Origin of the sequence: Streptomyces sp. NPDC058198 (assembly GCF_042882605.1) — a bacterium.
In the GTDB taxonomy this organism is placed as follows: Bacteria; Actinomycetota; Actinomycetes; order Streptomycetales; family Streptomycetaceae; genus Streptomyces.
This window is the reverse complement of record NZ_JBHVVP010000001.1, coordinates 875041-886820: the sequence shown is the minus strand read 5'-3', so window position 1 is coordinate 886820 and position 11780 is coordinate 875041. Positions and strand designations below refer to the sequence as shown.

Here is an 11780-nt window from a genome sequence, read left to right as displayed (position 1 = left end):
GAGCGAACTTCGTGGCTATGGTCCTGACACTTGCCAGCCAATGGCTCATTCGCACCGAAAACAGGTGAAGGCAATGTCAATGACGACGAAGGCCAGATTCATCCTCCCGGCGGCCGTGGTACTGCTCCTCAGCGCCTGCGGGGAGAGCCCGTCCACCGCTCCCGCCGCAGGCACCGCTTCCGGCAGCGCCGGCGGCAAGACCGTCTCAGCGGGGTGTCCGGACCCCGACGGCGCCCTCGCCCAACGGGCCAAGAAGGACGGGGAGGTAGTCATGACGGGTACGCCGGACGGCAGTGTGCGCACCGACGTGCCGAAGGCGTTCGAGCAGACCTACGGCGTCAAGGTCACCTACGTCGGCGGCCGTAACAGCGACATCGCGGCCAAGCTCCAGTCCGAGCGCAAGGCCGGCATCTTCACCCATGACGTCTTCGGCGGTGGTGGCAACACCATGACGAGCACCTACTACGGCGAGGGGTGGATCGGCTCCCTCAAGGACGTGCTCGACCCGGCGTTGCTCACCGCGGACAACTGGCGCGACGGCGCGCCCAAGTGGGTCGATCCGGAGAAGGAGATGATCCTTCAGCTGTCGAACTACGTCGACTCCGGCGTCGTCGTCAACACCGACCTGGTGAAGGACGGCGATCTGACCACCTTCGAGGACATGCTCGATCCGAAGTGGAAGGGCAAGATCGTCGTCGACGACCCGCGTTCCAACGGCGGAGCCATCTACGACGTCGGCACCTTCGCGCAGGCTTACGGCGAGGACTTCGTCAAGTCCCTCTACGTCGACCAGAAGCCGACCCTGCTGACCGACCAGCGCCAGGAGCTGGACGACATCGCCCGGGGCAAGTACGCCTTCGGCCTGTCCCTGCAGAACGCGGAGACCGAAGAGGCGCTCGCCGAGGGGCTGCCGCTGAAGCAGCTCAAACTGACCGGCGCTCCGCCGGTGGCGACCGGCGGCTCCAGCCTGCTGGCCATCGACAACAAGGCTCCGCACCCGGACGCCGCCAGTCTGCTGGTCAACTGGCTGGTCTGCAAGGACGGCAACTCCGTGTGGATGAACGCCCTCCAGGTTCCCAGCACCCGCGCGGACGTGCCGGCGCCGGCCGAACTGGGCGCGACCGTCCCCGAGGCGGGCAGCGAGTACTACGACAGCTACGGCTGGGACGTACTGACGAAGGACGTGAAGCGGCTGCAGAAGATGCTGATCGACCTGCTCGGTCCCCAGTAGTCCGGCCGTCCGACGGTGTTCCGGTCGCATCCTTGGAGGAATTCATGACAGCGCAGCCGTCCGCCACACCACCGACCGCGTACGCGCGGTGGTCCCGCGGCCAGGGCATCGACATCATCCCCGGCTTCCACATCCCCGATCTGCGGGCGGTCGCCCTCAAACCCTGGGCACGGACGGGCGGCTACGGCTGTTTCATCACCCACGACGACAGCGACCGCAGCAACGACTGCTACCTGAGCCGGATCCCGGCAGGGGAGAGCCTTCACCCGGTGCGGCATCTGCACGAGCTGATGATCTACGTGCTCTCCGGGCGGGGAAGCACGACGGTATGGGGTCCTGACTCGGTGCCGCAGAGCTTCGAGTGGGAGCGGGGCTCGCTGTTCGCCATCCCGCTGAACGTCCGCTACCAGCACTTCAACAGCAGCGGTGAACAGCCGGCGACCCTGCTCGCGGTGACCAACGCGCCGGTGCTGATCAATCTGTTCGACGAAGCCGAGTTCCTCTTCAACTGCCCGTACGACTTCCCCTCGCGTTTCTCCGGGGCCGCCGGCTACTTCAGCGGCGAGGGCACGCTGACCGGCCGGCTGTGGGAGACCAACTTCGTCCCCGACGTGCGCGGCTTCCAGCTCGTGGACTACCGCGAACGCGGCGCCGGCGGCACGAACGTCCAGTTCAAACTGGCCAGGAACACGATGATGGCGCATGTGTCGGAGTTCCCGGTCGGGACGTACAAGAAAGCCCACCGGCATTCGCCCGGCGCCCATGTGGTGATCCTCAGCGGGACCGGATACAGCCTGATGTGGAAGGAGGGCGAGCCGGTCACCCGCTACGACTGGTCCGAGGGCTCACTCGTCATCCCACCGGGCGAGACCTTCCACCAGCACTTCAACACCGGTGCCACACCGGCCCGTTACCTCGCCCTGCGCCATCTCAACGCCCGCCGTGATCCGGCGACCGGGCTGCCCATGTCCACGGTCAGCACCCGGCTGGGCGGCGACCAGATCGACTACGAGGACGAGGACCCGGTGGTCCGGCGGATGTACCGCGACGCGTGCGCCGAGAACGGCATCGCGTCGCGTATGGAGGAGTTCTATTCCTGAGTCCTGTCCAGAGAAAGGAATGACTGATGGCGTCGTCCGGCCGGGCCCGGGAAACGTTCTACGACAGCTGGATGCGGAAGGAAGGTCTGCCGGTCCATCGCGGCTACGGCATCGCCGACGTCCGCACGCTGGAGCGCGCCGACTGGGCACGCACCGGCGGCAAGGCGGCCTTCGTCCATCTGCACGGCATGGAGGGCTTCACCGGTATGCACATCGGTGAGATCGCCGCCCGCCGGTCGCTGGACCGCCAGCAGCACCTGCACCAGCAGTTCATCACCGTCCTGTCCGGGCGCGGCGCGGCCGATGTATGGCTGCCGGGCGACTCGCGCAGGACCACCTTCGAGTGGGCGCGGGGCAGCTTCTTCGCCATTCCGCTCAACTGCTCCTACGTCCTGCACAACACCGGGTCCGAGCCCGTCGTGTACATGGCCGTCAACGACGCGCCCATGGTGATGGACCTGTTCCACAACGAGGACTTCATCTTCGCCAACGACTACCGTTTCACCGACCGGTTCTCGCCCGGCGACGCGTACTACTCGACCAGCGAGCGCTACCAGAACTACTTCGGCGGCGTCGCCGAGACCAACTTCATCGCCGACATCCACCGGATCGCGCTGGACTCCCTGGGCGTCAAGGGCAGCGGCGTGGACGCGACCGTCTTCGAGATGGCGGGCAACACCGTCGCCGCGCACATCACCTCGTGGCCGGTGGGGCGTTATCACAAGGCCCATCACCATCTGGGCGGGGCCATTCTCTACGGCCTGCGGTCGAGCGGGTATGTACTCATCTGGCCTCAGGAGGCGGGCAGCCGCCCGTATCTGGCGGGCAACGGCGATCGGGTGGTGCGGGTGGAGTGGGGAGAGGGCTCCGTCTACAGCCCGCCGAGCAAATGGTTCCACCAGCACTTCAACACCGGGTCGGGGACCGCCCGGCAACTGGCCTTCCGCGGCGGGGTGAAACACCCGACGGGTATCCGCCGGGCCGGGAACCCGATCGTGGACGGCCGTCCCGGAGTACTCGTCAGCGTACGGGAAGGAGGCAGCCTGCTTCCGTACGAGGACGAGGACCCGCGGATACGCCGCGACTACCTCGACGCCCTGGCCGCACGCGGCGTCTCACCCGATATGCCCGACGAGCTGTACGTGAGCTCGCCCTGATCCCCGGGCGGAAGCCCCGGGATCGACGGCGGGGCGGTACCGACGGCCGGTGAGCCGTCGGTACCGCCCCGCCGGTGATTACGGTGTCTGCTTCAGCAACTCAGGTTGGCACCCGGGTCGACTCCGAGGATCTGTGTGAAGCCCGTGTAGCTGTTGATCCTGCTCTGCACCTGCGCGGGGTTTCCGCCGTTGCATTCGAGGCTTCCGTTGATGCTGCGGATGGTCTCGCCGAATCCCGCGCCGTTCACCATGGCGTTGTGCGGTGTCATGGTTCCCGGACCGTTCTGGGTGTTCCAGTACCAGAGGCCGGTCTTCCAGGCCACGGCGGAATCGTTCTGCACGAGATCGGGGTTGTTCAGCAGATCGATGCCCAGCGCGTCGCCCGCGGACTTGTAGTTGAAGTTCCAGCTGAGCTGAATCGGGCCACGCCCGTAGTACTTGTCCTGGCCCGCCGGGCAGCCATAGGGCTGGGACGAGTCGCAATAGTGCGGGTAATTCGCTGTGTTCTGTTCGACCACATGGACGAGGCCGCCGGTCTCGTGGCTGACATTCGCGAGGAAGGCGGCCGCTTCCTGCTTCCGTACGGTGTCACTTCCCGTGCCGGAGAAGCCCGGATAGGCGCTCAGGGCGGCGGTCAGGCCGCCATAGGTGTAGAACGAGTTCCGGTTCGGGAACATCTGATTGAACTGGGCCTCGCTGACGACGAAATCGGCCGCCGGGGCCGACTGCGCCGCGGAGGACGGCGCGAGAGACAGCAGGGAGAACGCGGCGGCCGAGGCGGTCGCGGTAAGCAGTCCGAGGATGCGCTGACGCACGGTGACTCACTCCTTGGATCCGGCCGCCGTACGCGCGGCGGCCCAGGCAGGTGTGTGGGGGGATTTCAGGCACGCGTGTGTGCACCGGCAGGCGGCCTGGTGGGGGTGGGGCGAGCTGGTGGCGCGAGAGGGTGGGGCGAGCTGTGGCTCGTACGGGTGAGCCCCCGCCTGAGGTGTCAGGGGCTCACCCTGCGTGAGTCGGGTCCGGAGGACCTCAGCCGCCGACGTTCACGTCGATGCAGGCGTAGAAGGCGTTCGTGGTGTCCGCGACATTCCAGACCGCGAGGACCTTCTGATGACCCGACAGGCCGCCGAAGTTCACCTGGTGGGTGACGGTCGCTCCCGGCTTCGCTCCGTTGTCGTTGAATTCGGCGATCTGCTGCCCGCCGGCGAAGTACTGCCAGGTGCTGGTGGCGTGCTGCGCGGTCAGCTTCCACTGGAATGACGTGGTGCTGCCCACGGGCGTCACGGTCCAGCCCTTGGAGTCGTCGTCCAGCTCGGCGAACCGTGAGTTTCCGCCGCTGCAGCTGGTGAGCCCCTTGGGCCCTTCCACGCTCTGCGGTTCGTACGTGATATCGCCGCAGCTGACCGTTCCCGCGGCGCACTGGGCCTGCCTGCTGGGGGGCGAGGAGATATATCCGTGGGCGCTGGCGGAACTCGCGGGAAGGCTCAGGGCGAGAACCGGCGCGACAACGGCGCCGAGGGCAGCGGCCAGCTTCCTTTTGGCATGCATGAAGTACTCCTTCACATCAGGTCTTCCTGCGCGATTCCGGGTTGTGGGGAACCCGGATACGGCAGGTCGGCCTCTCGAGTGTGGGGGCCAAGAGGCGCGAAGGTCGGCGGTGGATTCCCTTCCGTGCGCAGCGGAAATGACGTTGCATCCGGGAAAGGTCTCTACCACTTGGCCTAGACCATACAGGTCGACGTGTTCCCGTCAAGGGTGCTGTGCGAACGGCTTGGTGGGGCCGCGGCCGGACTGATTGACGTGAGCGCGTCACGGTCATACGTTCTGGGAGCGCTCTCGGTACCCCCTGTCCTCGCCCATGTCGTCCGACCCCGGAGCCGCTCATGTGGACAACGATGTCAGCTCGGATGCGCCGCCTGGTGGCGCCGGTCGTCACCACGCTCGCCGTCGGTACTCTCGCCGCGGCGGACCCCCAGGCCGTCGCCGCCCCCACCGCCGCCATCTGCAACACGTACTGCGACGCCCGTGACCCCGCGCTCGCGCCGCAGGACCGCGCCCCCGTCTCCGCGGCGCTCTTCTCCCGCTCCATCACCCTCCACTTCGACGACCAGGACGCGATGGGCTGGGCCTCACTCGGCGACGGCAGCCCCGGCGACGAGGTGTGGCTGGACCGGTCCTTCGACGGCGGGCGCACCTGGAGCTCCGGCAGCCGCCTCGGCGCCACCACCGTGCCCGCAGGACAGCGCGGCTGGCGCACCCTCATGTACAACGTCGACGACTGGAACAACCACGGCGTCGGCGCCCTGCGGGCCTGCGGCAAGGCCGGCGACCGTACGGAGATCGCCTGCACGCCCTGGGCGCGTACGACCTGGAACGCGGGCGACCGGCGCAAGGCCGCGGCCACCGCGCAGATGTAGTTCTACAACAACGGCACCGGCCTGTTCGACACCACCGGCTGGTGGAACTCCGCCAACGCGCTCACCGCCGTCATCGACAACATCCGGGTCTCCGGCATGCCCAGTTACCGGTACGCCATCGCCAACACGTACGACCGTCAACTGAACGCCCAGGCCGGCCAGTTCCGCAACGACTACATCGACGACACCGGCTGGTGGGGGCTGGCCTGGGTCGCCGCGTACGACGCCACCGGCGACAGCCGCTATCTGAACACCGCCCGCGCGGACGCCGACCACATGGCCGCCTACTGGGACGGCACCTGCGGCGGCGGCGTGTGGTGGAGCACCGCGAAGACGTACAAGAACGCCATCGCCAACTCCCTCTACATCCAGCTCAACGCGGCGCTGCACAACCGCGTCGCGGGAGACACGGCGTATCTCGGCAGAGCGCGTGCCGGATGGTCCTGGTTCCAGGGCACCGGCATGGTCAACGGCTCGCACCTGGTGAACGACGGCATCGATCTGTCCACCTGCCGCAACAACGGCAGCACCGTCTGGTCGTACAACCAGGGCGTGCTGCTCGGCGCGCTCACCGAACTGCACCGCGCCACCGGGGAAGGACAACTCCTCACCGCCGCACGGCAGATCGCCGACGCGGCCACCACCACGTCCTCGCTGAACACCACCGACGGCATCCTGCGTGACCCGTGCGAGAGCGGGGACTGCGGAGCCGACGGACCGTCCTTCAAGGGCGCGCACGTACGCGGTCTGGGCGCGCTCAACGCCGCGCTCGCCGATCATCCCTACACGGCGTATCTGAAGAGGCAGGCCGACGCCGCCTACGCCAGGGACCGCAATCCGCTCGATCAGTACGGACTGCGCTGGAACGGACCGCTCGACACGGCGGACGCGGCTCGCCAGCAGAGCGCCCTCGACCTGCTCAACGCCGCGCCCTGAGCCCTCACTTCACGCGGGTCCGCTACCTCGTTCGAGTGGCTCTGGCGGAAACGGCTCCCGCCGGGGACCGTGGGCTCTCTAGTCTCGGTGTCAGCCGACCTCAGGGAGCCCGTGATGCAGAAGCAGCCCGCCACGCAGCCCCCGTCTGTGGATGTCGCACAGCTGGCCTGGGCGGTGCTCGTGCTGGAGCAGGCGCAGCAGCTCCTCAAGGGAGCCGAGGACGCCTGCCGGCTGCACACCGTCACCGGCGGGACGGGCGAGCACCAGGCGGGCCTGTCCCTGCTGGCCTCGGGGGCGACCGAGGCCGCCGTCACCATGGCCTCGGCCCTCGGCTTCGCCACCGCCGGCCTGGAGACCAAGGCGTCGTGGAAACTTCGCGGCGCCCGCTACCTCGGCAATCTCCCCACCGGTGTCAGCCGCATGGACCGTCCGCTCGAACCGGCCGTGATCGAAGGTCTCCTGCTGGTGCGTCAGGTGGCCGAGTTCTACAACCCGGACACGGTGCGGGAGATCGACGTCGCGCTCGCCGCGACCGCCCCGTCCTGGCCGCCCGCCGGCCGCGAGATGGGCTGAGGGCAACCGGCTCCGCCTCTCGGCATCACTGCGGGTGAGTGAGCGGACCGTATCCGCTGCGGATGCGGGATCGCTGGTCAGCGGCGATGGTGGGAGGGAATACGTTTCGAGCGAGGAGCCGAACATGTCGATGCTCGACAAGCTGAAGGGCCTCATCAAGGGGCATGAGGACACGGCACGCAAGGGGGTGGTCAAGGGCGGCGACGCGTTCGACCAGAAGACGCAGAACAAGTACAGCGGCCAGACAGACGCCGCCCAGAAGAAGATGAATGAGCAGCTCGGGAACGAGCCGCCGTCGGACAAGCGTCCCCCGCAGAGCTGATACGCCGCACAGCTGACGTCGTCGTCTGACGTCGTTGTCCCGCACGCGCGCGCCACCGGACCGAGCGTCGTCATCATCGACGGACCGCCGACGGATCGGTGGCTTGCGTGTGCCTTTGCGTGTGCCTCAGGCTCCCGCGGATACCGTCTTTTTCTTCTCCAGGGCGACTCGCACCAGCGCGGAGGCGAACACCGCCGGGTCGGCGTCGCCGGCCAGGCGTGCCAGTGCCTCGGGATGGTCGGGCAGTCCGAGGCGGTGTGCCCCTTGGAGCGCCTTCTCGTCCAGATACGGCGCGAGCTCCGGCCAGACGGCCTGCGCCTCGCGCAGGAAGATGTCCACACCGACGGGACCGAGTCCGGGCACCTCTCGCAGCAGTCGGCGCAGGGCGTCGACATCCGTGCCCGCCGCGTCACGCAGCCGCCGCAGATCGCCGCCGTACTCGTCGAGAAGCAGCTCGGCCCCCTCGCCGAGCTGGGTCGCGGTCCGTTCGTCATAACGTCGGTAGCCGCCCCGGCCCAGTGCGTCCACGCGCTCCTGCCAGCCGGCGTCCGCCATCCGCCGGGCACTGTCGAGCCCGGAGTCCGTGAGCGCACGCGAGGTCGCCACCGCGGTGTCGCTGCGGATCCGCGCGCTCAGCAGACAGGCCAGCACCAGTGTCTGATAGAGCGGCTGGGGAGTGTCGCGCAGACGGATGTGTGCTTCCGCCGCGTACGTACGGCCGTGGGTGTCGAGCAGCTCCCGTACGGTCTCCTGGTTGCCGGTTCTCGTCACCATGCGCCTCCTCCGTGAGGCAGCCGCCGCGGCGCTACTCCTCAACCACGCGCTAGTCCCTGCCCCCATTATTGTCACTCGGCCAGGTGCCGGTCGCACGCTCGATGGCCTTGGCGCCCGACCGGTCCACGGCGCTGCGCACGACCGCGAAGATGGCGCCCTGGACGGCGGCCGCCAGCAGGACTTCGCCCCAGCCACGGTCCCGGTCGAGGGCGTCCGGCGCGTTGTCCTCGTGGCGCAGGGCCTTCCATGTCGTCTGGAAGGCCAGCCCCGCCAGCGCTCCGCCCGTCCAGCCGAGCACGAACCCGACCGGCCGGTAGGCGAGCGTGAGTTTCTGCTTCTTCTTCACCCGAGTCTCCTTCGCTGACTGCGCCGGCTGCGCCGGTTGCGCCGACCGCGCGGATGGCGGCCGTGTCCTGCCGGTTGGCGCGACAAGAGGTCGGGTGCCCTCCTGGGATGGATGCACACAGGTGATCGCGACGGCCCCGCGCCTCCACCGGCGTGGGGACACGGCGCGTGCCGTGCGTGGGGGTACGCGGCACACGCCGTGTGTTCATGAGGCGGCCCGTGCGGGGCCCGCCGTACACGCACTACACGATCGGCGGGCCCTCCCCGTATGACACCTTCCGGAGTGACCTGCGTCACAGGGGCTCAGTCGGTGAGGCACTCCGGCACGTCCGGCGCGTCGCGGGTGCGGACCCCCGGCAGCCAGCCGTGCCGGCCCTGGGGGGTCCGCACCAGATACCAGCGCGTCGAGGAGATGCCCGACTCGTCCTCGGTCCGGGTGCCGTCATCGATCGCACAGCGTGCCGTCAGCCGGTCGTCGTGCCAGACCGGCGTGACCTGGTTGCCCTGCGCCGCGTAGCGCGCGTACGGATCCACCGCTAGGCGCAGCGCGCACTCCGTCGTGCGCGGTCCACGGCAGCCGCGGACCGCGTGGTACACGCTCATGGCCGTTCCCGCGCTGTCGGCGGGCGGCGCGAGTTCAGGTGCCGGCCGGCCGGCACCTGAACTCGTCGGCCACCACGCCCCGAGGGCGACCGCGGCCACTGACGCCGCCGCCAGCACGGCGGCCAGGACGGGGTGCGGAAGCCGGTCCGCCCTGCGGGGCGCCGACGCGGGGGAGCGGACGCGCTCCCACAGGCCGTGCGGGAGACCTATCTCCTCCTCGGCGGCCCGCAGCCGTTCGCGCAGGGCCGCGGCCACGGGGTCGTCGTCAGGCCTGCTCATGGCGCTCTCCGTCCCGGATGTTCCGGCCCTCCCGGGCGTCCTGGCCCTCGGCGGCCAGGGTGCGCAGTTTCTCCAGCGCGCGGGCGCGGTGCCGGGCGGCCGTACCCCGGTGCACCTTCATGATCTTCGCGGCCTGGTCGATGGTGTAGCCGTCGAGATCCACCAGGATCACCACTCCGGCCTGCCGCGCCGACAGCCGGCTCAGCAGCCGCAGCGCTTCCCACTCGCTCTGCCGCCGCGCCAGTCCGCCGTCCCAGCCGTGAGCCTGCGCCGCGCCGGGGTCCTCGGTCGGCACCTGCCGTATCTCCTTCCTGCGCGCGTCGCGTACGGCGCTCAGCAGCGCCGCGAAGGCGTAGGCGTACGGCTCCGGGTGGGCCAGCAGCCGTTCCGGGCCGGCCACCAGCTTCAGATACGTCTCATGGACCGCGTCCTCCGCCGACTGGCGCGCCCCGGACAGCATCACGGCCCTGCGGTACAGCCTGGGCAGCAGCGCGCAGAACAGGGTGTCGAACGGCGTCCGTCCGGGAGGAGGGGGGCCGGTCTCTTCGTCGAGGGCCATCGGTCCCCATGAATTCCCACCGTGGGCCCCGGCCAACCGGAACGCCCCCGGGGTATCGGGACCGTCCGAAATCCGTTCGAAAGTCGAACCGGTAGCGCTTTCCGTGCGTGCCATTACTGACATGAGCACGACCATCGCTGGAGAGGGACCAACCCGCAATGAACAGACCGGAGTTACCCCGCGCCTGGCGCGCGGCCGCCGTCCTCGCCCTCGCTCTCGGCACCGTCCTCGCGGTCCCGACCGCGTCCTTCGCCCTTACCACCGCCTCCGTACCGGCCACCGCCCACGCACCGGCCGCCACCACCCCCGTCGTCACCTGGGCCGCCAGCGCCGACCGGCTGGACACGGCCGTCCCCGCGCGGACCCACCGGATCGTCGTGCACACCAGCGCCGGCGGAAGCGGGCTGCGGATCCGGCTGTCCAACGCCTTCGGTGAGCAGCCGGTGACCTTCGGCCGCGCCTACGCGGGTGTACGGTCCTCCGGCGCCGCGCTGGTGCCCGGCAGCAACCGCGCGCTGTCCTTCGCCGGCGCTCCGTCGGTGACCGTCCCGCCGGGCGGATCCGTCTACAGCGACCCGCTGCGCGGCACCGTGGGCCCGCAGTCCGATCTGGCTATCAGCGTCTACGTACAGAACGCGGCCGGCACGGCCACCGGTCACCGGCAGGGGCTCCAGACTTCCTACATCGCGCCCGCCGGCAACCACGCCGCCGAGGAGGCCGCCACGTCCTACACCCAGCAGACGGGCTCCCGTTACTACCTGGACGCGGTGGTGGTCGACGCCCCGGCCGGTACCGGCGCCGTCGTGGCTCTCGGGGACTCGATCACCGACGGCTCCATCTCCACCGGGGACGCCAACCGCCGCTGGCCCGACTTCCTCGCGGGCCGGCTGCGGAGCGACGCCGGTACCACCCTCAAGGGTGTCGCCAACGAGGGGATCTCCGGCAACAAGGTCCTCTCCGACGGCGCCGGGCAGAGCGCGCTGAAGCGGCTGAACCGGGACGTCCTGTCGCAGCGGGGTCTGCGCACGGTGATCCTGCTCGAAGGGGTCAACGACATCAAGGCCAACCCCGCGCCCACGGCGGCCCAGCTGATCGACGGATACCGTCAGATCATCGAGCGGACACATGCCGCCGGCGCCTGTGTGGTCGGGGCGACCGTCATGCCGTACCAGGGCTGGCAGGAGTGGAACGAGGGCGGCGAAGCGGTCCGCCAGGCGGTCAACTCCTTCATCCGGAGCGGCGCGTTCGACGGGGTCGTGGACTTCGACGCGGCGGTCAAGGACCCGGCCGCCCCGGCGAAGATCCTGCCCGCGTACGACAGCGGGGACCATCTGCACCCGAACGACGCGGGCATGAAGGTCATGGGGGACACCGTCAGTATTCCGAGCCTGCGCTGCGACCGCTGACCCCCGCCCCCACCCGCTGACCTGGCCTGGGGGGCGGAGGCCCGCGCCCTCGCCCCCTTGTCAGTGACCCGCCGAAGA

At 69.3% G+C, this 11780-nt stretch carries 12 protein-coding genes and 1 pseudogene; 7 read left to right on the top strand and 6 right to left on the bottom strand.

The genetic code is table 11. The features are described from left to right. Nucleotides 1-73 precede the first annotated feature (73 nt). The 3 genes from ACFVWW_RS03945 to ACFVWW_RS03935 are packed head-to-tail and all read left to right on the top strand — an operon-like array spanning nt 74 to nt 3488. Entirely contained in the window at nt 74-1231 is a 1158-nt protein-coding gene (locus ACFVWW_RS03945; protein ID WP_386875753.1) for an extracellular solute-binding protein, read from the top strand. 44 nt (nt 1232-1275) lie between these two features. Beyond that, nucleotides 1276-2331: a cupin domain-containing protein gene (locus tag ACFVWW_RS03940; protein ID WP_384184290.1), complete on the top strand. Its 1056-nt coding sequence runs from the start codon at nt 1276-1278 to the stop codon at nt 2329-2331. A 26-nt stretch (nt 2332-2357) separates the two neighbouring features. Then, nucleotides 2358-3488, top strand: a complete 1131-nt coding sequence (locus ACFVWW_RS03935; protein ID WP_384184287.1) for a hypothetical protein — start codon at nt 2358-2360, stop codon at nt 3486-3488. A gap of 92 nt (nt 3489-3580) precedes the next feature. Here ACFVWW_RS03935 and ACFVWW_RS03930 read toward each other — a convergent pair whose 3' ends face one another. Both ACFVWW_RS03930 and ACFVWW_RS03925 read right to left on the bottom strand, forming a co-directional pair. Then, nucleotides 3581-4303: a chitinase gene (locus tag ACFVWW_RS03930; protein ID WP_384184285.1), complete on the bottom strand. Its 723-nt coding sequence runs from the start codon at nt 4301-4303 to the stop codon at nt 3581-3583. A gap of 214 nt (nt 4304-4517) precedes the next feature. After that, entirely contained in the window at nt 4518-5036 is a 519-nt protein-coding gene (locus ACFVWW_RS03925; RefSeq protein WP_384184282.1) for a lytic polysaccharide monooxygenase auxiliary activity family 9 protein, read from the bottom strand. 347 nt (nt 5037-5383) lie between these two features. Here ACFVWW_RS03925 and ACFVWW_RS03920 point away from each other — a divergent pair. The 3 genes and pseudogenes from ACFVWW_RS03920 to ACFVWW_RS03910 all read left to right on the top strand — a co-directional run bounded on the left by ACFVWW_RS03920 (nt 5384) and on the right by ACFVWW_RS03910 (nt 7736). Beyond that, nucleotides 5384-6841 (top strand): annotated as a pseudogene (locus tag ACFVWW_RS03920) (glycoside hydrolase family 76 protein). Between the two features lie 114 nt (nt 6842-6955). Then, nucleotides 6956-7414, top strand: coding sequence for a hypothetical protein (locus tag ACFVWW_RS03915; protein ID WP_384184276.1), 459 nt, complete (start codon nt 6956-6958; stop codon nt 7412-7414). 124 nt (nt 7415-7538) lie between these two features. Then, complete coding sequence (locus tag ACFVWW_RS03910; protein WP_386875750.1) at nt 7539-7736, top strand: antitoxin; 198 nt, start codon at nt 7539-7541, stop codon at nt 7734-7736. A 126-nt stretch (nt 7737-7862) separates the two neighbouring features. Here the strand turns inward: ACFVWW_RS03910 and ACFVWW_RS03905 are convergent, their stop codons facing one another. The 4 genes from ACFVWW_RS03905 to ACFVWW_RS03890 form a co-directional block, all read right to left on the bottom strand. After that, nucleotides 7863-8510 carry an endonuclease gene (locus ACFVWW_RS03905; RefSeq protein WP_384184271.1) on the bottom strand — a complete coding sequence of 216 codons (648 nt, stop codon included), beginning with the start codon at nt 8508-8510 and terminating at the stop codon, nt 7863-7865. 49 nt (nt 8511-8559) lie between these two features. Continuing rightward, nucleotides 8560-8856: a DUF4235 domain-containing protein gene (locus ACFVWW_RS03900; protein WP_386875748.1), complete on the bottom strand. Its 297-nt coding sequence runs from the start codon at nt 8854-8856 to the stop codon at nt 8560-8562. A 302-nt stretch (nt 8857-9158) separates the two neighbouring features. Continuing rightward, nucleotides 9159-9737: a hypothetical protein gene (locus ACFVWW_RS03895; RefSeq protein ID WP_386875746.1), complete on the bottom strand. Its 579-nt coding sequence runs from the start codon at nt 9735-9737 to the stop codon at nt 9159-9161. Beyond that, nucleotides 9724-10296 (bottom strand): RNA polymerase sigma factor, encoded by a 573-nt coding sequence (locus ACFVWW_RS03890; RefSeq protein WP_384184265.1) that lies wholly within the window; start codon nt 10294-10296, stop codon nt 9724-9726. Before ACFVWW_RS03890 ends, ACFVWW_RS03895 begins: the two co-directional genes overlap by 14 nt. Before the next feature lie 158 nt (nt 10297-10454). Here ACFVWW_RS03890 and ACFVWW_RS03885 point away from each other — a divergent pair, with 158 nt between their 5' ends. Further along, nucleotides 10455-11702 carry an SGNH/GDSL hydrolase family protein gene (locus ACFVWW_RS03885; protein WP_386875744.1) on the top strand — a complete coding sequence of 416 codons (1248 nt, stop codon included), beginning with the start codon at nt 10455-10457 and terminating at the stop codon, nt 11700-11702. Nucleotides 11703-11780: the final 78 nt, after the last annotated feature.

Coding starts and splice junctions, on each gene's coding strand:
- ACFVWW_RS03915 (WP_384184276.1), top strand. CDS start 6,956: ATGCAGAAGCAGCCCGCCACGCAGCCCCCGTCTGTGGATGTCGCACAG.
- ACFVWW_RS03940 (WP_384184290.1), top strand. CDS start 1,276: ATGACAGCGCAGCCGTCCGCCACACCACCGACCGCGTACGCGCGGTGG.
- ACFVWW_RS03895 (WP_386875746.1), bottom strand. CDS start 9,737: ATGAGCAGGCCTGACGACGACCCCGTGGCCGCGGCCCTGCGCGAACGG.
- ACFVWW_RS03925 (WP_384184282.1), bottom strand. CDS start 5,036: ATGCATGCCAAAAGGAAGCTGGCCGCTGCCCTCGGCGCCGTTGTCGCG.
- ACFVWW_RS03910 (WP_386875750.1), top strand. CDS start 7,539: ATGTCGATGCTCGACAAGCTGAAGGGCCTCATCAAGGGGCATGAGGAC.
- ACFVWW_RS03935 (WP_384184287.1), top strand. CDS start 2,358: ATGGCGTCGTCCGGCCGGGCCCGGGAAACGTTCTACGACAGCTGGATG.
- ACFVWW_RS03905 (WP_384184271.1), bottom strand. CDS start 8,510: ATGGTGACGAGAACCGGCAACCAGGAGACCGTACGGGAGCTGCTCGAC.
- ACFVWW_RS03885 (WP_386875744.1), top strand. CDS start 10,455: ATGAACAGACCGGAGTTACCCCGCGCCTGGCGCGCGGCCGCCGTCCTC.
- ACFVWW_RS03945 (WP_386875753.1), top strand. CDS start 74: ATGTCAATGACGACGAAGGCCAGATTCATCCTCCCGGCGGCCGTGGTA.
- ACFVWW_RS03890 (WP_384184265.1), bottom strand. CDS start 10,296: ATGGCCCTCGACGAAGAGACCGGCCCCCCTCCTCCCGGACGGACGCCG.